This is a genomic window from Xylella fastidiosa (assembly GCF_011801475.1).
Taxonomy (GTDB): domain Bacteria; phylum Pseudomonadota; class Gammaproteobacteria; order Xanthomonadales; family Xanthomonadaceae; genus Xylella; species Xylella fastidiosa.
This window is the reverse complement of the sequence record NZ_CP044352.1, coordinates 314,470-335,088: the sequence shown is the minus strand read 5'-3', so window position 1 is coordinate 335,088 and position 20,619 is coordinate 314,470. Positions and strand designations below refer to the sequence as shown.

Genomic DNA, 20,619 nt, shown 5'->3' with positions numbered 1-20,619 from the left:
TGCTACGCCGCAATAGGTGCGGCGTATGCGCGATAACGGCATGCTATCGCCTCCCACCTGCAACATTCCAAGGAAACTCTCCATGCTGACTGCGCTCGGCTTCGGAATGGTCATCACCTTCATGTATTTGATAATGAGCAAGCGGCTTTCGCCGCTGGTCTCACTGATCATCGTGCCCATTGTGTTCGCATTGGCTGGCGGCTTCGGCTCCAGCATGAGCGAAATGATGCTTGAAGGGATCAAAAAGATTGCGCCAACCGGCGTGATGCTGATGTTCGCCATTCTTTACTTCGGGGTGATGATTGATGCTGGCCTGTTCGATCCGCTCGTACGGCGCATTCTGCGGATAGTCAAAGGCGATCCGATGAAGATCGTTATGGGTACGGCAATCCTGGCGCTACTGATCTCACTCGACGGTGACGGTTCGACAACCTACATGATCACCGTCTCGGCAATGCTACCGCTGTACCAGCGTCTGGGCCTAAACGCACTGAATCTGACTTGCGTGACCATCCTGGCCGGCGGAGTGATGAACCTGACACCATGGGGCGGCCCAACCGCACGCGCGGCGACCGCGCTACGTGTCGATCCAGCCGATGTCTTCATCCCCCTCATCCCGGCGATGGGCATCGCCATCATCGGCATTCTGACGCTGGCATGGTGGCTAGGCATGAAGGAACGCAAACGTCTGGGTGTGGCCAAATTGCCTAACAGCGGCGCTTGGAATGGTTACGCAATGCACGATGATGAAGATGCGCTGCCCACCATGGAAGGCGATGCCGAAGATATCAAGCGACCCAAGCTGCTGTGGGTGAATTTTGCGCTCACTATCGCCCTGATGGCCGGATTAGTCGTTGGCATACTTCCGATGCCCATCCTGTTCATGATCGGCTTCGCATTAGCGCTCCTGATTAATTATCCAAACTTGGCAGAACAACGCCGTCGTGTGGTTAATCATGCAGGGAACGTTCTTTCAGTGGTCTCGTTGATCTTTGCTGCCGGCATCTTCACAGGCATCTTGTCAAACACTGGAATGGTCGACGCGATGTCACGCAGCTTTCTGGCACTCATACCAGACAGCTTGGGGCCCTACTTGGCGGTGATTACTGCTATCGCCAGCATGCCCTTCACTTTTTTTATGTCCAACGATGCGTTCTATTTCGGTGTGCTCCCGATCCTATCCGAAGCCGCCAGCCACTACGGCATTACCCCTGTAGAAATGGCACGTGCCTCATTGGCTGGGCAACCGGTACATCTACTGAGTCCACTCGTTCCTTCCACCTACCTACTGGTCGGACTTGCCAAAGTAGATTTCGGTGACCACCAGCGTTTTTCCCTCAAATGGGCGGTGTTAATCTCAATGGTGCTATTACTCAGTAGCCTATTGTTTTTGATTTACCCACTGGCCGCATGAACTTGACTTCTCATCTAATCTCCACACGCCCACTTTTAATTTCTACAAGGAGTCTCGTATGACCCTTCGCATCGCCTACGTCACCAGCGGCATGGGCAGTATCGGAACTGCAATCTGCCAGAAGTTGGCACGCAACGGCCATACCGTGGTGGCTGGCTGTGGCCCCAACTCGCCTCGCAAAGCTAACTGGCTGCGTGAGCAACGTGAACTTGGCTTCGACTTCATCGCCTCTGAAGGCAATGCTGCCGATTGGGATTCAACGGTATCCGCCTTTGCCAAGGTAAAAGCCGAGGTCGGCGAGATTGACGTTTTGGTCAATAACGCCGGTAACAACCGCGACATGCTGTTCCGGCAAATGGGCCGTGAAGACTGGAACAGTGTCATCAGTAGCAACCTCAATTCACTGTTCAATATCACTAAACAAGTCATTGACGCCATGACCGCGCGCAATTGGGGACGTATCGTCAACATTGGTTCGGTGAGCGCGCACAAAGGTCAAATAGGCCAAGTGAACTATGCCACTGCAAAAGCCGCAATGCACGGCTTCACGCGTGCACTTGCACAAGAAGTCGCTACCCGCAACGTCACCGTAAATACAATTTCCCCAGGGTATATCGCCAGCGCTGCAATCAGCAGTTTCCCCCCAGATGTCCTTGACCGTCTCGCCAACTCAGTACCAATGCGGCGCTTGGGCAAAGCCGAAGAAGTCGCTGGGCTATGCGCTTGGCTGGTTTCAGATGAAGCTGCCTACGTCACAGGTGCCGACTACGCAGTTAACGGTGGCTTACGCATGGAGTGAAGCCGCCTGCGGCATGGTGACTTCTTCTCTTCGATAGTCACATAGTCACTTATCATCTTGACGACCTTACTACCGGGCTTATATGGCATCCCCTCACACGTTCGAGGGAATCGGCGGCTGGCTTCTATGAAGCCAATAAGGCTGAAATCATCGCCAGTAACATATAGATCGGAAGCTGCAAATAACGCATTGCAAGGCAGTACTCACTGGCTCCGTTACATGCTCCAACAGCCTACTTCCCAAGTCACTTCTTCATGAGAGAGACTTGCGCTTCCTCTTGGACGCCCAGAAAAATAAAAATCACAAAGATCGCTATCCAAGATTTGCATCATCCCTAACATGAGACTGCGACGTGAACCTCATTATTAAAAGATGGCCAGCCAAGCCCGAGGAAGAGAGCACAACACGAGGTGGTATGCGAATCGCCACGATTGGTGATACCTGGCGCTTCACGGGGAATCTGACGCGCTATCGATCGAAAGAAGACATCGAACACTAATTCATCTAAAACAAGCAATCCAAGGATCAAAAACAGACTCCACCCTGTCCTAGCCCTATCTATCACAGCTTTCAAATTATTTTTTCTGAGGCAACACTTTTCCGAGAGAACAACGCACCGACGTCCCATTCCAACAAGCCAATTAAAATTAAAAACAAGCAAAAGCTGCGTGACTTTCTATACTGTGATGACTGGGAATCTTCAGACCAGATGAGCAAATGCCTTCTGGCACCAATCAATGATCGGGTTCCAAAGGATTCCTAAAGCCAACAGAGCAAACACATTAATACTCAGAATGACTCTCAGAACACGACCATCATTCACTGGGAGCGGCTCACCAACGGGCTCATCAAAATACATCACTTTAATGACACGAAGATAATAGTAAGCACCAATCACCGCACAGATCACCCCAAGAATCGCCAACCACAGCATGCCCCCTGAACTGCAGCACCGAGCACAGCCAATTTTGTCCAAAATCCTAAGAAAGGAGGAATACCAGCTAACGAAGCCATGACACATAAGAGCAAGCACGCCATCCAAGGATGACGCGTGCTCAATCCTTTAAAGTCGTCAATATTCTCAGCCTCGGAACCGCGACTTGACATCGCAATAATCGCTCCAAACGAAGCGGTAGACATGATTGCGTAACTCAACACATAGAACATGGACGAGGAATAACCGCGTATACCGCCACCAGACATACCCATCATCAAAAAACCGACATGAGAGACAGTCGAGTAAGCCAGCATACGCTTCAAGTTGGTCTGCACAATCGCCATCAGATTGCCAATCACCAAGGAGAGCGCCGCCAGACCACCAAAAATCAAATGCCACTGCGGGGACAATGGACCGACACCCACTTCCAATAGTCGATAAGCCATACCGAATGCTGCCAACTTTGGCGCCGAACTGATAAACAAAACAATGGGTGTCGGCGCCCCTTGATACACATCGGGCAACCACATATGAAACGGCACGGCACCAAGTTTAAAAGCTACTCCGGCAATCAAAAATACCGTACCCGTCAACAGCAGCGTCTTTTCCGATGAACCATGGATCACATCGCTGATACCAGGCAGACTGAGTGTGCCAGTGGCGCCATAAATCAAAGACATTCCATATAACAGCAAACCAGAGGCCAACGAACCAAGCACGATGTACTTCATCGCTGCCTCAGTCGATATTTTGCTATCGCGATTGACCGCAACCAACGCATAGGAACAAAGCGCCAACAGCTCAAGCCCCAGGTACACCATCAGCAAGTGACCCGCAGACACCAGGACCATCATCCCCAAGGTGGCAAACAACACGAGCACTGGAATTTCACCCTGGAACAAGTTGCGCTCACGCAAGTAACTCCACCCGTAAACCAAACTTAGGGCGCTGACCAAGACAATCACTACTTTCATCATATCGGCAGCGCTATCACGCACAAACATCCCATGAAACGCTGCACCTTGCCCGCCAACACCGGCGACTAACATGGACAACACAACAACCAAAATCGCAACCGAAAGAAAATGCGTCCAAACCTTCCGCACTTGACCGATAAATAGATCGATCATCAACAATGCAAAGGTACTAGCTAGAAGGACTAGCTCCGGCAACAAGGGAGCCAGATCGGCAATGTTTAACCCAGATGTCGGCATGGTCATTATCGAATCCTGAAATCAATTGTGCCGCAGCCGATCACAGCTTGCTCACGGCAATCTGAGTAGTGAGCTTGACAATGGAAGAATCCATCAAATCAATAAGCGGCTTAGGATACAGCCCCAACACCAACACACCAATCGCGAACAACACGAGTACGGAAGCTTCCCGAAAATTAATGTCTTTCAATGCGGCGACATGCGTATTAGCAACCTCTCCAAAAAACACACGTTTATAGAGCCACAGCGTGTAGGCAGCGGTAATCACTAGCGTCGTCCCTGCACCGAATGCCACCAGTGGGTGCTTTTGAAAACTGGCAAGGATCACCATGAATTCACCAACAAAACCACTGGTTCCCGGCAAGCCCGCATTTGCCATATAGAACAATATGGCAAACGTCGCAAACCACGGCATCACATTCACCACCCCACCGTAATCAGCGATACGGCGGGTATGCATGCGATCGTACAGCACACCAATACAAGTGAACATTGCACCAGAGACGAAACCGTGCGAAATCATTTGCACCATGGCCCCCTGTAATCCAAGACGCGCAGCATCTGTATTACCAAAGTCACGTACCAAGGTGAAGGCAATGAAGATCCCCAATGTCACGAAGCCCATATGCGCAATTGAAGAATAGGCAATCAGTTTCTTCATATCCTCCTGTACCAGCGCAACCAAGCCGACATAGATCACCGCAATTAAGGACAACGCAATAACCACCCAAGCAAACTCGTGGCTCGCATCCGGGACAATCGGCAGATTGAAACGCAAGAAACCGTAGCCACCAATCTTCAACGCAATCGCCGCCAGGATCACTGAACCTGCAGTCGGCGCTTCCACGTGAGCATCCGGCAACCATGTATGCACCGGGAACATTGGGACCTTGACCGCAAAAGCAATCAAGAAGGCAAAGAACAACCACGTCTGCTCTTTGGCACTGAGCTGCATTGCATACAAATCAGCCAGCTGAAAGCTCCCCCCCTTCAAATACAGGTAGATCAAGCCAACCAACATCAACACCGAACCGAGAAAGGTATAAAGAAAAAACTTGATCGCTGCATAGATACGACGTGGACCACCCCAGACACCGATGATCAAGAACATCGGAATCAACATCGCCTCGAAGAACACATAGAAAAGCATTGCGTCCGTCGCAGCGAAGATACCGATTGTCACCCCTTCAAGAATGAGAAACGCCGCCACGTATTGGGGAACACGCTGCTGGATCGACCCCCAGGAACCGATCAATACCAATACAGTCACCAACGTTGTCAACAGCACCAGCGCGATCGCGATGCCATCCACACCAAGGTTGTAACCAATACTGTACGTCTGGATCCAGACATGCTGCTCAACAAACTGCAACGCATCTTTAGCAATATCGTAACCACCCAACAAGTGCAGACTGAATCCGAAGGTAACCAGCGCGACCGCTAACGCTGCCCAACGAGCAACATGGGCGTTGCGCAACCCCATAATCAAGAGGCCACCAATGATCGGCAGCCAAATTAAGACAGACAGTAGAGGCCAATTCGACACGTATTTTTATTCCGTAACAGATCAACGCCAAAAACACATCAGCACTGCCAACAAAGCGATCAAACCAATGATCATTGCGAAGGCATAGTGATAGACAAAACCAGATTGCGTGCGACGTAACACATTCGCCACCACATCAATCAGGCGTGCCGAACCATTCACCAAAACACCATCCACCACATGGGTATCAATCGCGCGGGAAACATTACCAAGCTTGAGGCCCCATCCGGAAAAACCACCGATCCACAACGCATCAAAACCGTACTTGTTCTCCAGAATACGCACCGGCAACGAGAAGGTTTCACGTATTTTCACTGGCCATTGCGGTTTCCATAGATACAGCAACACGGCAAGCAAGAAGCCGGCAACCGTTAAAAAGAATGGTGCCGACATCATCCCATGCAGCGCAAAAGCCACCGGGCCGCGGAATTCCTCACCCAAAACAGCAACTGTATTCTGTGCCGGATCATAAAAATCAATGATGCCTGTAAAGAATGAGACAGTCTGACCCCAGATCACCTCAACGGCATGATGGCCTGCCCAGTCCGTACCAAACAGCATCGGACCAATCGTGAAGAAGCCCAACGCAATAGAAGGGATTGCCAGAAAAATTAGCGGCAATGTCACTACCCATGGCGATTCTTGCGGCTCATGCACACCATGCGCATGTTCATCATTTGACGTGTGTGTATTTACATGGTCATCAGCATCATGTCCGCCTCCAACACGGCGGAAACGCTCCTCACCATGAAAGGTCAGAAACAACAAGCGGAAGCTGTAGAAACTCGTCACCAGTACACCGCCGAGCACCGCCCAGTAACCGTAAGTCGCTACCCAACTGTGTGCATGCTCAGCATGATAAGCCGCTGCCTCAATGATGGTGTCCTTGGAATAGAATCCAGAAAAGAACGGCGTCCCCACCAAAGCCAACGTACCAATCACACTGGTGATATAGGTTATTGGCATGTACTTACGTAGCCCGCCCATCTTGCGCATATCTTGCTCATGATGCATGCCAATAATGACTGAGCCAGCCGCAAGAAATAGCAATGCTTTAAAGAACGCGTGCGTCATCAGGTGGAACACAGCCGCCGAATACGCCGACACACCCAGTGCCACTGTCATATAACCCAACTGCGATAAGGTGGAATACGCCACGACACGCTTAATGTCATTCTGCACCATGCCGATCAACCCCGTAAAAAATGCGGTCGTGGCACCAACGAACAACACGAACTGCAACGCAACCTCACTGAGTTGGAACAACGGTGACATGCGTGCAACCATAAAAATGCCTGCCGTCACCATCGTGGCCGCATGGATTAACGCTGAAATAGGAGTTGGCCCTTCCATGGAATCAGGCAACCACACGTGCAACGGAACCTGTGCGGACTTACCCATCGCACCGATAAACAAACAAATACACACCAACGTCGCCGTTGACCAACTCAGCGGCCCCATGACGTGGATGATGCTGCCAAACACGTCGACATTACCGCTCCACACGTTAGTGGTTTGTCCCACCAAGCTACCCACGTTGGCAAAGACCACTGAATAATCCAATGTGCCAAACGTGTACAGAACCAAACTAATGCCAAGCAAGAAACCGAAGTCACCAACGCGATTCACCAAAAACGCCTTCATGTTGGCAAATATCGCACTCGGCCGCTTGAACCAAAAACCGATCAAGAGGTAAGACACCAATCCCACTGCCTCCCAACCGAAAAACAACTGTAAAAAGTTGTTGCTCATCACCAAAGTGAGCATCGAGAAGGTGAATAGAGAGATATAACTAAAAAAGCGCTGATACCCCGGATCTTCTTCCATGTAGCCGATGGTATACAGATGGACCAACAGCGACACAAACGTCACCACAACCATCATTACCGCAGTGAGACGATCAATCATGAAGCCGACATGGGCAGAATACTCACCCACCTGGAAGAAGGTATAGAGATTCTGATTAAACGGTGCCGCTCCCTGTCCAACGAGCTGGTAAAGCGTCCAACACGACAACGCGCAACTGACAGCAACACCCAAAAGGGTGACACAATGCGCCCCCTTGCGGCCGACCTGGCGCCCTAACAATCCGGCAATAATGCTGCCAAGCAGTGGAGCAAGGACCACAGCAATCAGCATATTCTTGGAAAGAGTAATATCCATCTGCGGATCAGCCCTTCAGAGCATCGACTTCGGCCACATTAATCGTGTGGCGGGTACGGAACAGGGTGACCAGGATCGCGAGGCCAATGGCAGCCTCTGCAGCAGCAACGGTCAAGATAAAAAACACGAACAATTGGCCCGCAGTGTCACCAAGCTGACGAGAGAAGGCAATGAAGTTGACATTGACGGCCAACAACATCAGCTCGATAGACATCAACAATACGATGACATTCTTACGATTCAGAAAGATACCCGCAAGACTGATACAAAATAGGACTGCTCCCAACGCAAGAAGATGACCCAGGCTAATCACGGCTTTATCTCCTGTACATCGTTGTTGGTATCACTCCGAATCGGAACCACAGAAACCGGTTTTTCAGTTGGCATGCTAACGATACGCAGGCGATCAGCAGACTTCACCCGAGTTTGCTGACCCGGATCCTGAGTCTTCACACCCTCACGCTTGCGCAGCGTTAGCATCACGGCAGCGATCACAGCCACCGTCAGAATGACTGCCGCAAACTCAAACGGGAACAAAAAGTCGGTGAACAAACTATGAGCCAACCAGATTAGATTGGACGTATCAGCAGCCTGAGCAGCAGCATTATCCACAGGGAACGGCGTCGCCATGCGCATCTTCACGCCGATCAACACCACCATCTGCACCAGCATCACCCCAGCCACCAATAGACCAACGGGCAAATATCTGACCCAACCCTCACGTAATCGACTGGTATCGATATCCAACATCATCACCACAAACAAGAACAGCACCATCACCGCGCCAACGTAGACCAACACCAAAGTCACTCCCAGGAACTCGGCACCAACGAGCAACCAGATGCAGGCCATGGAAAAGAACGTCAAAATCAGACATAACACGGCATACACCGGATGACGCACACTGATAACGGCACCAGCCGCTGCAACAGCGACAGCGGAAAAGAGATAGAAAGCAATATTTACCCAATCCATCATGACCTCAACGGAAAGCGGCATCGGCAGCACGACGTTCGGCGATCTCTGCTTCAAATCGATCACCGATGGCCAATAACTGCGGTTTAGTCACAATATTCTCCCCACGTTTCTCAAAGTGATATTCAAGAATGTGAGTCTCCACAATCGAATCAACAGGGCAACTCTCTTCGCAAAAACCGCAAAAAATACATTTGAACAAATCAATGTCGTAACGCGTGGTACGACGCGTGCCATCTTCACGTTTGGCAGAATCAATCGTAATTGCCAACGCAGGGCATACCGCTTCACAGAGCTTGCAAGCGATACAACGTTCCTCACCATTAGGATAACGGCGCAGCGCATGCAGGCCACGGAAACGTGGTGATTGTGGAAACTTCTCCATCGGATACAACACGGTGTATTTCGGCCTGAAGGTGTATTTCAACGTCAGCCACAATCCAGCCAACAGTTCAAGTAACAGCAGGCTCTTGAAGTAATGCATCACTCTGTTCATCACTTACACGCCCTTTTGAATCACACCGGAAAACACCATTAATGCCGTCACTGCGATCCACACAATCGTCAGTGGGATAAACACCTTCCACCCCAAACGCATAATCTGGTCGTAACGATATCGGGGGAAACTCGCACGGAACCAAATATAGGCGCTTGCAAAAAACAAGACCTTAAGCAGCAACCACGGCCAACCACCGTTCCACACCCAATCAATCAACGGTGAAACCTGACCACTCACCCATCCCTGGATTGGACTCAACCAACCGCCCAGGAAAAAAATAGAAATCAATAAACTGACCAAAATCATATTGGCGTATTCGGCCAAGAAAAAAAGCGCAAATACACTGCCGGAATATTCCACCATATGTCCGGCGACAATTTCAGACTCACCCTCCACAACATCAAACGGAGAACGATTCGTTTCAGCCACACCAGATACCCAATACACAATAAACAAGGGGAATAACGGAATCAAAAACCAATCAAAGAAACCAGAACTGCCCGCCTGCGCCATCACAATCTGAGACAGATTGAGACTGCCCGCAGCAATCATCACACCGACCAAAGCAAAGCCCATCGCAATTTCGTAGCTGACGACCTGAGCCGCTGAACGCATTGCCCCCAGGAAGGCATACTTCGAATTAGAGGCCCAACCGGCCAAAATGATGCCGTAGACACCCAGCGAAGTCATCGCCAACAAATACAACAAGCCCACATTGGCGTTAGACAACACTAATTTTGTATCAAAGGGCACAACGGCCCAAGCGGCGAATGAGGGCGCTAACGTCAACAACGGCGCGATCACAAAAATCGCCTTATGCGCCTTGCTAGGATATAGAACCTCTTTAAACAGAAGTTTGAAAACGTCCGCGAAAGCTTGAAAGAGACCCATGCCGACATACATCGGCCCATGACGCACATGCATCCAACCGATCAGTTTGCGTTCCCACACCACATAGAACGCCACCGACACAATTAATGGGATAGCGATCATGAGTATCTTCAAGACGGTCCACAACACGACACCAATGTCTCCAAACCCGAGAAACCATTGGTGCAACGGATCAACCACATTCAAGAACCATGTATTCATACAGCCACCATCGTGACGCGACCAGCACCGATTGGTGCGGTGGCACCGTGACCCGTTTCGATCCAGACCGTACCCAAGGCGACACGCGTGTCTAACACCACTGGCAGCGTCGCTTTGCCAGCAGCCGTACTCACTTTAACCATCTGGCCAGCGACCACTTGCAATTGCTTCGCCTGCTCTGGATGTAACGCCAGGGCTGGAGCAACATTCAGCGGATGCGCCTGCAATGCAGCAGCACGACGTACGACGGCATCCGTACGATAGATCGCCGGTGTCGCCGCCACTTCCAACCCCTCCTGCGCTGCAATCGGCTGTGCCGATGTCGAAGGAACCACGGGGTGCGGCCGCAACTGCGCACGCAAACCCGCCAAATCGAGAAAATCAAAACCGGATAGCCCCAACTCACCTCCCAAGGCACGCAGCACACGCCATCCCTCACGGGCCTCAAGCGGTAATTTGCCGCCTGGCTTAGCCGCCTGAGTGCGACCATCAAGATTAGTCAATGTCCCATCAATCTCAGGTAATAAACCAATAGGCAAGATGACATCCGCGACATCACGGGTTGAGACACAAGCGAAATGACTGAACGCGACCACCTTGGCACCATGCAGTACCTGACGCGCGGTCGCCGTGTCGGCAAAGTCCAAGCCCGGCTCAATACCGTACAACACATAAGCCTGACAAGGCTCGACAAGCATCGCAGCAGCATCACGACCTGTCGGCAACACACCGTGCTGGGTAAGTCCAATCGAATTAGCCCCTTGCGGGATGCGGCACAAGGCCGCACCGGTCGTCTCAGCGAACTGACGCGCCGCCGCCCGCAACGTGGCTGCTTGCGGGTGATTCTCGGCCAGTGCACCGACCACAATGACCACACGGGCAGCCGCTTTCGCCGCATTGAGCAAAGCCGCATCGGTCAACGCATTGGCTAACTGCGACGGAGGAACGATGGACTTCCCAGTCAGCGAGAAAGTGAAGTCAAAATCGACCGGATTTACCGCGTACACCTTGGCGCCGTTGCAAGTGACCGCTTTGCGGAGGCGTGCATGCAACAACGGTAACTCCTGACGTATGTTGCTTCCGAATAAGACGACCAGATCGGCGTTGCCGATCTCTGCCAACGGCAATGCAAACGGCTCGGCCACAGCAACATCAGAAAAATCACGGTTGAAGATCCGATGATCAAGGTGACCGGTGCCCAGACCCGCTGCCAGACGTGCCAACAATGCCCCCTCTTCGTTCGACGTAGCAGGATGCACCAAAACACCAAGCGCATCGCCACGATGCGCACTCAAGATCTCAGCGGCAGCGGACACACCCTCGGCCCAACTCACTTCCAACCACTGGTCACCAACCTTCTTTAGCGGCTTGACCGCACGATCCGCCGCGTACAACCCCTGATGCGAATAACGATCACGATCAGACAACCAACACTCGTTCACATACTCATTGTCACGCGGCACCGTACGTAACACTTCGCCCTGACGCACATGCAGAAATAAGTTGGAACCCATCGCATCGTGATACCCCAACGACTGGTAGGCCATTAATTCCCACGGTCTAGCACGAAACTGAAATACCTTGTTCGTCAATGCACCGACCGGGCACACATCGACCACGTTCCCAGATAACTCAGTAATAAGTGGTTTACCGTCATAAGTACCGATTTGCAGATTCTCTCCACGGTACATACCGCCCAACTCATAGGTACCAGCAATGTCAGCGGTAAAACGCACACAACGCGTGCATTGAATACAGCGGGTCATCTCGGTAGCGACCAACGGACCAATGTCCTCATCCGGTACCACGCGTTTACGCTCATGAAAGCGGCTGACCGAGCGACCATAGCCCATTGAAACATCCTGCAACTCGCACTCGCCTCCCTGATCACAAATCGGACAATCCAGGGGATGATTGATGAGCAAGAACTCCATCACGCTACGCTGATATTGCAGGGCTTTTTCACTGCGGGTGCGGACTTTCATCCCCTCCATCACCGGCGTAGCACAGGCTGGCAAAGGCTTCGGCACCTTCTCGACATCGACAAGACACATTCTGCAATTGGCCGCGATTGGCAACTTCTCGTGGTAACAAAAACGCGGGATCGGAATACCAGCGTTATCTGCAGCCTGAATAATCATTGAACCTTTCGGTACAACTAAATTCTGGCCATCAATTTCAATGGTGACACGATCAGGCCGCACCTCAGGATTCACAGATTGGTCACTCATGCAGCCACTCTCGCCTTGTCATCCACAATCGACCGACCATGAACAATGTAGTACTCAAATTCATCCCAGAATTGGCGCAGGAACCCTTGGATTGGCCAAGCTGCAGCTTCACCAAACGCACAAATGGTATGCCCCTCAATCTGCCCCGCCACAACTTTAAGCTGGTGCAGATCCTCCATCGTGGCCTGGCCAGCAACGATACGCTCCAAAACGCGGTGCATCCAACCGGTCCCCTCACGGCACGGAGTACACTGGCCACACGATTCCTTATGAAAAAACTGCGAGATGCGGCAGGCAAAACGGACACAACAGACACTGTCATCAAGCACAACAATCCCCCCCGAGCCTAAACCGCTACCCAGCACACGCAGTGTGTCGTAGTCCATCTGAAGGCCCTGCAACTGCTCGGCTTTCAATACCGGCATGGATACTCCCCCCGGAATTGCAGCTTTCAGAGCGCGACCTGGCCGCAGGCCACCAGCCATCTCCAGCAATTCATCAAAGGTGGTGCCTAAGGGTACCTCGAAGTTACCCCCTTGCTGCACGCACCCCGAGACGGAGAAGATCTTAGAGCCACCGTTTTTAGTCTTGCTCAGAGACAAAAACCACTCCGGACCATTGCGAATAATGGCTGGCACTGCGGCATACGTCTCAGTGTTGTTGATCGTTGATGGCTTGCCGTACAAGCCAAAATTGGCAGGAAAGGGGGGCTTGTAGCGAGGCTGCCCCTTCTTGCCTTCCAGAGACTCCATGAGCGCAGTCTCTTCACCACAGATGTAGGCACCAGCACCAAGCACCGCATAGATATCGATATCTACGCCACTTCCCAAAACGCTCTTACCAAGCCAACCATGTGTGTAAGCATCGGCCAGCGCCTGTTCAAAATGTTCGAACGGCTCGTGGTGGAACTCCCCACGCAAATAGTTGTAAGCCACAGTGGAACCAGTGGCATAACATGCAATCGCCATCCCCTCCACCACGGAATGCGGGTTATAGCGCAGGATGTCACGATCTTTACAGGTTCCCGGTTCGGACTCGTCCGAGTTACACAGAATATATTTTTGCATGGTGCCCTTCGGCATGAAGGACCATTTGAGACCCGTCGGAAAACCTGCACCACCACGACCCCGCAGATTCGACTGCTTGACCATGTCTATGACCTGCTCCGGAGGGATCTTTTCCTCAAAAATCTTGCGTAACGCAGTGTAGCCGCCGGTCTTCAAATAGCTTTCATACGACCAAGGAATTTCATAATGCAACGTGGTATAGATCACTTGGTGCGGCTGAGGTGCCGGGCCAACCGGTCCCTTGGATACGTGAGGATGTCCCATGACGTTACTCCAAGCCGTCTAACAACTGGTCAACCTTCTCCTTGGTCAGACGCTCATGATAATGACCGTTAATCACCATCATCGGAGCACCAGCACAAGCAGCAAGGCATTCTTCCTCACACTTGAGGTAAACACGGCCGTCAGCAGTGGATTGGCCAAGCTTGCAACCTAGTTTTTCCTCCGCATAGCTCACCAAATCCTCAGCACCGTTGAGCCAACAACTGACATTGGTGCAGAAAGCAACATTATGGCGGCCAACCTTCCGCGTCTCAAACATTGAGTAGAAAGTAGCAACCTCATAAGCCCATACGGACGGAATATCCAGATATTTGGCCACAGCGGCGATGAGCTCATCCGTCAACCAACCCTGATTTTGCTCCTGCGCGGCATACAGCCCCTGCAACAAGGCTGATCGCTTCTGATCCGCTGGAAACTTGGCAAGCCAATGATCAATGTGAGCCCGCGTGCGGTCACCCAATACCACCTGGGGATCCACATCACGCACCAGTTCAAAACTCTTTGTCGCCTTCATCGGTCGACCTCACCAAACACTAAATCATATGTACCAATCATGGCCACAACATCGGCCAACATATAGCCACGCACCACGGCATCCATTGAGGACAAGTGCGCAAATCCTGGAGCACGCAAATGCACACGAAACGGCTTATTGGCACCATCGGAGATCAAGTAACAACCAAACTCACCTTTCGGCGCCTCGACCGCACTGTAAGTTTCACCGGCAGGAACACAATAACCTTCGCTGAACAATTTAAAGTGGTGAATTAATGCCTCCATGTCGTCCTTCATGCTCTCACGCTTGGGCGGAGCAACTTTGCAGTTTTCAACCATCACCTGACCGGGATTCATCTTCAACCACTGCACACACTGTTTGATGATGCGATTCGACTCACGCATCTCAGCCACACGGCACAAATAACGGTCATAGCAATCACCACACGTGCCAAGCGGAATATCAAAATCGACCGCATCATATTTAGCGTAAGGCTGCTTCTTGCGCAGATCCCAAGCAATACCCGAGCCACGCAACATGACACCTGTCATTCCCCAGGCCTTGGCCACATCCGGCTCAATCACACCCACACCAACGGTGCGTTGCTTCCAGATACGGTTGTCAGTAAGTAACGTCTCATACTCGTCGATACGCTGCGGGAACGTGTCAGTGAAGTGCTCCAGAAAATCGAGCATTGAACCTTCGCGAGCGGCGTTCAGACGCTTCAGCGCCTTGCCCTTGTGCCAACGTGATTCCTTGTACTTGGGCATCGTATCCGGCAAATCACGATACACACCACCTGGACGATAGTAGGCTGCGTGCATGCGTGCGCCGCTGATCGCCTCATACACATCCATCAGCTCCTCACGCTCGCGAAACGCATACAACATCACAGCCATTGCGCCAAGGTCCAACGCATTGGACCCCAGCCACATCAAATGATTCAGAATACGCGTGATCTCATCGAACATCGTACGAATGTACTGCGCCCGCTCCGGCGCTTGGATGCCAATCAAAGTCTCAATGGCGCGTACGTAAGCGTGCTCATTGCACATCATCGACACATAGTCCAAGCGATCCATGTAACCGATGGATTGATTAAACGGCTTGGACTCAGCAAGTTTCTCAGTCCCGCGATGCAGCAGACCGATATGCGGATCCGCACGAACCACTGTCTCCCCGTCCATTTCAAGAATCAGACGCAACACCCCATGCGCGGCAGGATGCTGTGGACCGAAGTTCATCGTGTAATTACGAATCTCCTGCTTGGATTCAGTAGCATTGCTGGCAGAAGCCGCAGGCGCCTGGCGAATCTGATTCACTTAACAGTCTCCGAATGAGTAGATTCGCCCGCTGCAGCCCCAAAGCGGGGATCATCACGAATCACCCGCGGAACACTGACACGCGGCTCAACCGAGGTGACCGGGACATACACAACACGCTTCTTTTCCTCGTCGTAACGCACCTCAACGTTGCCGGTCAGCGGAAAATCCTTACGAAAGGGATGACCAATGAATCCATAGTCCGTCAGGATGCGACGCAAATCAGGGTGCCCCTCGAACACAATACCGAACAAATCAAATGCCTCACGCTCGAACCAATTCACCCCAGGCCATACGTCCGTCAGCGAAGCGACGATCGGTAACGCATCATTGGAAGCAAAACAACGCACCCGCAAACGCCGGTTATGCCGATAAGAAATGAGGTGCGCGAGCACTGCAAAGCGCTCCTGCGGAACATCCCACGGCTGAGTACCATCATTGCTGCCTGCACTTGGAAACTCACCCCAAGCAAAGCGGCCAACCGCCTTACCAGCAACGCCACGGCTGAACCCCTGCGCGGATACATCAGTGGTGTCCCACTCCGCATTGCCATAGCCAAGATAGTCCACTCCGCAAAGATCGGATAACTGTTCAAAGTCGAACTCGTCACGCAACGCTTTGCAAACGGCACACCACTCAACCACGGGCACATCAAGACTGATCTCACCACGCGGCTGGGCCACGGAGACCCGAACCGTTGGGAAGCGCGACATTAGACAATCAACGAAAGAAAGAGTTTGTTCTGCCATGTGGACTTGGCTGCTCAATAGTTGGCTATTCAGTAGATAGAAAACAACAGATCAACCTGCGATGGTCTTGGTTCGCCAGATCTTTTTCTGCAACTGCAAAATGCCGTAGACCAACGCTTCGGCAGTCGGCGGACAACCGGGAACATAGACATCCACGGGCACGATGCGATCACAACCGCGCACCACTGAATAAGAATAGTGATAGTAACCGCCACCATTAGCGCAACTACCCATAGAGATCACCCACTTCGGGTCAGGCATCTGATCGTAGACCTTGCGCAACGCCGGAGCCATTTTGTTAACAAGAGTACCCGCCACGATCATCACGTCAGACTGACGCGGCGAAGGACGAAATACTATTCCGTAACGGTCCAAATCCAGGCGGGCAGCACCAGCGTGCATCATTTCAACGGCACAGCAGGCCAAACCAAAGGTCATTGGCCACATCGAACCGGTACGCGCCCAGTTCAACAAAGCATCGACACTGGTTGTCACGTAGCCCTTTTGCAACAGTGGACTCTCCCCCTGCGGCCGTAGAATGTCATCCACCTGACCATCAGGGATCGGATTAGTCATCAGACGATCAATAGCCTGAATTACTCCCATTCCAGCGCTCCCTTCTTCCATACGTATATAAAACCAAGAAACAGCATCCCGACAAATAGCCCCATCGTGACAAGCGAACGCGCGCCAATATCCATGAACACCTGAGTCCAAGGCACGATGAAGATGATTTCTAAGTCGAAGACAATGAATTGAATCGCAATCAAGTAATAACGCACATCGAACTTCATCCGTGCGTCTTCGAAAGCCGAAAACCCACACTCATATGAGGAGAGCTTTTCGGAATCAGGGCGATGCGGACCGAGGAACCTGCCAATCAATATCAATGCAAGACCAATACCGGTAGCCACAACCAGAAAAATCAGAATCGGCAAATATTCGGCCAGCACAGCGATTCTCTTTCTAACCGATGCCCCCATAAAATAGGAAGACATAGGCATGCATTGGGGAGGGGATACAACAAGATTCTACCTGGCGATGATCACGACGCGCAAAAACAAACAAGCAAACATGGTGCCCAAGAGGGGACTCGAACCCCTACGACTTACGTCGCTACCACCTCAAGGTAGTGCGTCTACCAATTCCGCCACCTGGGCTTACGTTACGTGACCACCCTTACAAACGCAGCGTATTCTAACCACCTTCACCGTTTTTGCGAGTGATCGGAAGCTTTTTCCTTATCACCAACCGGTGTATTAGTGGACGTTGGCACCGCAGGAACTTGAAGCACTGGCGATGCCGCTTGGTCAGCGCCAGCAGCAGGAGCCGCAGGCACCTCCGTCATCAAACTATTCTGCTGCGCAACCGAATGGTGACCGCGACTGGCATACCAAGCCATGAATAGACTGATACCAAAGAACACTACAGCCAACCACTTCGTCGATTTCGAGAGGAAATTGGAAGCACCACGGGAACCGAATACGGTACCCGATGCGCCAGCACCAAAGCCAGACCCTGCCGCCGCACCCGTACCACGCTGCATCAAAATCAACACAATCATAGCGATGGCAACAAGAACATAGATCACATTAAGCAACAACATCTCGAATCAGCCTCCGAGTAAAGGAACGTTGCAGATCAGCCCTAAACCGTCGCACGAGCGATAGCCAAGAAATCATCAGCAACCAACGAAGCACCACCAATCAACCCACCATCGACATCCTGCTGGGAAAACAACTCAGCAGCATTGCAAGGCTTGATGCCGCCTCCGTATAGAATCAACAGAGAATCGCCGATTCTAGCATCTTGCCTCGCAATTTCACCACGAATAAAAGCGTGCATCGCTTGAACTTGGCTCGGATCCGCATGACGGCCAGTACCAATCGCCCAAACCGGCTCATAGGCAATCAAGCCACGGGCAACACCCTGCGGGCCAACCAGAGCCAACACAGGCGCAAGCTGCATCGCAATGGCAACCTCTGCCTGTCCAGCCTCACGCTGGGGCAAACTCTCCCCAACACATAGAATTGGTCGCAACCCAGCACTCAGAGCAGCAGCAAATTTACGCGCCACCAACTCACTGTCCTCATGGTGATACTCCCGACGTTCAGAATGCCCAACCAAAGTGTAATGAGCACCGACATCAGCCACCATCGCCGCCGAAACTTCCCCAGTGTAAGCACCTTTATCATGGTGACTGACGTTCTGCGCACCAAACGCCAAACCTTCCCCTTTGAAGCGCTGCGCCAAATCACTCAGATACAGCAATGGCGGCAAGATAATCACACTGACTCCAGGCAGCGGCAAACCAGCAGCGACCTGCGCAACCAATGCCTGTGCGAACGCGTGGCTACCATGCAACTTCCAATTCCCAGCCACAATCTTGGGACGCATAGGTTAGAAACTCCTGAAAATTCCAGTACGCAAGGATAGCCGATGTTCCATCGTCTTCTGAACAATGCCTATCCAATTCACATCACAGCCCCTCCCCAGCATCCACAGCAAGCGTTCCCTGCACTGTCAGCAACCAACACCCCACACCCCGGCATCTTTACATTCCCAATACACATATGACTGAACCACTTGACGTAAGCAACCTGACAATCACCCTACTGACGACACTGTCACCCACACACAGCCCATCAATGTCAGCATCTGACTGCCAACCAACTTCGGCACTACCATCACTGCACACGGTAAACAACCCGGTGCTGACCACCCTGCACCACTGTAAATGACGGCAACAACACACCACTTGGCGACACTGCCTCACTGGCCACTGCAAATTTAGCTTTCAAAAAAGAAACACGCGTCCCCATGCTGGAGGTTATACGTGGATCCTTCTGCTCCAGCGCAATACGCACCTTCACCGCGGCCTTTCCTTTATCCTCCGTGGGCACAATGGCAACGACATGCCCCGGGATGCGCCAGTCAGGATAAGCCGTCAACACCACCTCAATAGGCCTGCTCAATAAGCATGTTGACCTTCACATGACAGATGTAAACCTCATTCACGTCAACATCAATTTCTAGCAAATCCATATCCAAAATGGTGCCTATGCAAGAGCGGATAAAACCACTGCCGGCAGATAACGGCCAAACGCTCTCGCCCACCTGCGCCGCCTTCACAATCACCACACCGGCCAAAGGTACACGTACCACCGTGAAACCCAAGTTCATTTTGACCTGAGCAACCTGCGCCCGCGCCACATCGGCCACCTTGCGACTTGCTTCAAGCTGCGCTTTATGCGCTTTAAGCGTGGTCACCGCGGTACGCGACTGCTCCGCTGCCTACTTACTGAGCACACCGACACTGGACAACTCGCTGGCGCGGCGCGCCTCAGCCTCAGCCTGCACCAATTACGCCTGGAACTGCCCCACCTACGCCGCGGCTGCTTCGACACTGACCACAGCTGTGTTGAATTCAGTACGCAGCGCACTATCATCAAAACGCGCAATCACTTGCCCGGCCTTGACCGTGTCACCCTCTTCAATGAATAACTGAACCAAAACGCCGCTGACCTGCGCCGAAACCGTCGCTTGCCGTCTCGCGATCACATAGCCCGTCCCTTGCAGCAGCGGCGTTGCTGCACTAGAACGTGACGATATTGCCGTCACGCGCTGCACCAAAATAACCCCCTGGGTACGCCACCACACCACAGCAACCATCAAGTGAATCACAGCAATACTCACCACAATCGCCATCCAACGCCCCTTACCGCGACAATCATTGGCCCGCTGATCTTGCTCTATACGTCATTCATTCAATAACTTCGAATGATTCATGGCAGAGAATTTATTTAATGAACGTTACAGCTCTAGAACCGAGT

At 52.0% G+C, this 20,619-nt stretch carries 20 protein-coding genes, 1 tRNA gene and 1 pseudogene; 2 read left to right on the top strand and 20 right to left on the bottom strand.

The window, feature by feature from the left end; all coding sequences use genetic code 11:
- Window positions 1-82: 82 nt before the first annotated feature.
- Both F7G16_RS01365 and phbB read left to right on the top strand, forming a co-directional pair.
- A complete protein-coding gene (locus tag F7G16_RS01365; protein WP_004087924.1) occupies window positions 83-1,414 on the top strand; it encodes a CitMHS family transporter in 1,332 nt (443 codons plus the stop codon).
- 58 nt (window positions 1,415-1,472) lie between these two features.
- On the top strand, window positions 1,473-2,213 hold the full coding sequence (gene phbB / locus F7G16_RS01360) for an acetoacetyl-CoA reductase (protein ID WP_004085289.1): 741 nt from the start codon (window positions 1,473-1,475) through the stop codon (window positions 2,211-2,213).
- Window positions 2,214-2,913: 700 nt separating this feature from the next.
- On the opposite strand, the pseudogene nuoN reads toward phbB, so the two are convergent.
- The 20 genes and pseudogenes from nuoN to F7G16_RS01265 all read right to left on the bottom strand — a co-directional run bounded on the left by nuoN (window position 2,914) and on the right by F7G16_RS01265 (window position 20,494).
- A pseudogene (nuoN, locus tag F7G16_RS01355) lies at window positions 2,914-4,370 on the bottom strand (NADH-quinone oxidoreductase subunit NuoN).
- Between the two features lie 34 nt (window positions 4,371-4,404).
- Window positions 4,405-5,910, bottom strand: a complete 1,506-nt coding sequence (locus F7G16_RS01350) for an NADH-quinone oxidoreductase subunit M (protein ID WP_011097566.1) — start codon at window positions 5,908-5,910, stop codon at window positions 4,405-4,407.
- A gap of 21 nt (window positions 5,911-5,931) precedes the next feature.
- The gene (nuoL, locus tag F7G16_RS01345; protein ID WP_004087928.1) at window positions 5,932-8,073 is read right to left on the bottom strand and encodes an NADH-quinone oxidoreductase subunit L; all 2,142 of its coding nucleotides are present in this window, start codon (window positions 8,071-8,073) and stop codon (window positions 5,932-5,934) included.
- 7 nt (window positions 8,074-8,080) lie between these two features.
- On the bottom strand, window positions 8,081-8,386 hold the full coding sequence (gene nuoK, locus F7G16_RS01340) for an NADH-quinone oxidoreductase subunit NuoK (RefSeq protein ID WP_020851042.1): 306 nt from the start codon (window positions 8,384-8,386) through the stop codon (window positions 8,081-8,083).
- Entirely contained in the window at window positions 8,383-9,051 is a 669-nt protein-coding gene (locus F7G16_RS01335) for an NADH-quinone oxidoreductase subunit J (RefSeq protein WP_038231682.1), read from the bottom strand. Before F7G16_RS01335 ends, nuoK begins: the two co-directional genes overlap by 4 nt.
- A gap of 4 nt (window positions 9,052-9,055) precedes the next feature.
- Window positions 9,056-9,544: an NADH-quinone oxidoreductase subunit NuoI gene (gene nuoI, locus F7G16_RS01330; RefSeq protein ID WP_004085295.1), complete on the bottom strand. Its 489-nt coding sequence runs from the start codon at window positions 9,542-9,544 to the stop codon at window positions 9,056-9,058.
- 3 nt (window positions 9,545-9,547) lie between these two features.
- The gene (nuoH, locus tag F7G16_RS01325; RefSeq protein WP_038231678.1) at window positions 9,548-10,639 is read right to left on the bottom strand and encodes an NADH-quinone oxidoreductase subunit NuoH; all 1,092 of its coding nucleotides are present in this window, start codon (window positions 10,637-10,639) and stop codon (window positions 9,548-9,550) included.
- Window positions 10,636-12,870 carry an NADH-quinone oxidoreductase subunit NuoG gene (nuoG, locus tag F7G16_RS01320; RefSeq protein WP_004087932.1) on the bottom strand — a complete coding sequence of 745 codons (2,235 nt, stop codon included), beginning with the start codon at window positions 12,868-12,870 and terminating at the stop codon, window positions 10,636-10,638. Before nuoG ends, nuoH begins: the two co-directional genes overlap by 4 nt.
- Window positions 12,867-14,201, bottom strand: coding sequence for an NADH-quinone oxidoreductase subunit NuoF (gene nuoF / locus F7G16_RS01315; protein ID WP_004087933.1), 1,335 nt, complete (start codon window positions 14,199-14,201; stop codon window positions 12,867-12,869). Before nuoF ends, nuoG begins: the two co-directional genes overlap by 4 nt.
- 4 nt (window positions 14,202-14,205) lie before the next feature.
- The gene (gene nuoE, locus F7G16_RS01310; protein ID WP_004087934.1) at window positions 14,206-14,733 is read right to left on the bottom strand and encodes an NADH-quinone oxidoreductase subunit NuoE; all 528 of its coding nucleotides are present in this window, start codon (window positions 14,731-14,733) and stop codon (window positions 14,206-14,208) included.
- Window positions 14,730-16,037: an NADH-quinone oxidoreductase subunit D gene (locus F7G16_RS01305; protein WP_011097562.1), complete on the bottom strand. Its 1,308-nt coding sequence runs from the start codon at window positions 16,035-16,037 to the stop codon at window positions 14,730-14,732. Before F7G16_RS01305 ends, nuoE begins: the two co-directional genes overlap by 4 nt.
- Window positions 16,034-16,786 (bottom strand): NADH-quinone oxidoreductase subunit C, encoded by a 753-nt coding sequence (locus F7G16_RS01300; RefSeq protein WP_004087936.1) that lies wholly within the window; start codon window positions 16,784-16,786, stop codon window positions 16,034-16,036. Before F7G16_RS01300 ends, F7G16_RS01305 begins: the two co-directional genes overlap by 4 nt.
- 51 nt (window positions 16,787-16,837) lie before the next feature.
- Window positions 16,838-17,392: a NuoB/complex I 20 kDa subunit family protein gene (locus F7G16_RS01295; protein ID WP_004087937.1), complete on the bottom strand. Its 555-nt coding sequence runs from the start codon at window positions 17,390-17,392 to the stop codon at window positions 16,838-16,840.
- A complete protein-coding gene (locus F7G16_RS01290) occupies window positions 17,383-17,739 on the bottom strand; it encodes an NADH-quinone oxidoreductase subunit A (RefSeq protein WP_011097560.1) in 357 nt (118 codons plus the stop codon). The genes F7G16_RS01295 and F7G16_RS01290 overlap by 10 nt, the downstream gene beginning before the upstream one ends.
- A gap of 122 nt (window positions 17,740-17,861) precedes the next feature.
- A tRNA-Leu gene (locus F7G16_RS01285) sits at window positions 17,862-17,946 on the bottom strand.
- Between the two features lie 47 nt (window positions 17,947-17,993).
- Window positions 17,994-18,392 (bottom strand): preprotein translocase subunit SecG, encoded by a 399-nt coding sequence (secG, locus tag F7G16_RS01280; RefSeq protein ID WP_004087939.1) that lies wholly within the window; start codon window positions 18,390-18,392, stop codon window positions 17,994-17,996.
- Between the two features lie 41 nt (window positions 18,393-18,433).
- Window positions 18,434-19,183 carry a triose-phosphate isomerase gene (gene tpiA / locus F7G16_RS01275; RefSeq protein ID WP_004087940.1) on the bottom strand — a complete coding sequence of 250 codons (750 nt, stop codon included), beginning with the start codon at window positions 19,181-19,183 and terminating at the stop codon, window positions 18,434-18,436.
- 290 nt (window positions 19,184-19,473) lie between these two features.
- Window positions 19,474-19,761 carry an efflux RND transporter periplasmic adaptor subunit gene (locus F7G16_RS12070; RefSeq protein WP_011097559.1) on the bottom strand — a complete coding sequence of 96 codons (288 nt, stop codon included), beginning with the start codon at window positions 19,759-19,761 and terminating at the stop codon, window positions 19,474-19,476.
- A complete protein-coding gene (locus F7G16_RS12065) occupies window positions 19,745-20,056 on the bottom strand; it encodes an efflux RND transporter periplasmic adaptor subunit (RefSeq protein ID WP_011097558.1) in 312 nt (103 codons plus the stop codon). The genes F7G16_RS12070 and F7G16_RS12065 overlap by 17 nt, the downstream gene beginning before the upstream one ends.
- Window positions 20,057-20,170: 114 nt before the next feature.
- Window positions 20,171-20,494 (bottom strand): biotin/lipoyl-containing protein, encoded by a 324-nt coding sequence (locus F7G16_RS01265; RefSeq protein WP_004087947.1) that lies wholly within the window; start codon window positions 20,492-20,494, stop codon window positions 20,171-20,173.
- Window positions 20,495-20,619 lie beyond the last annotated feature (125 nt).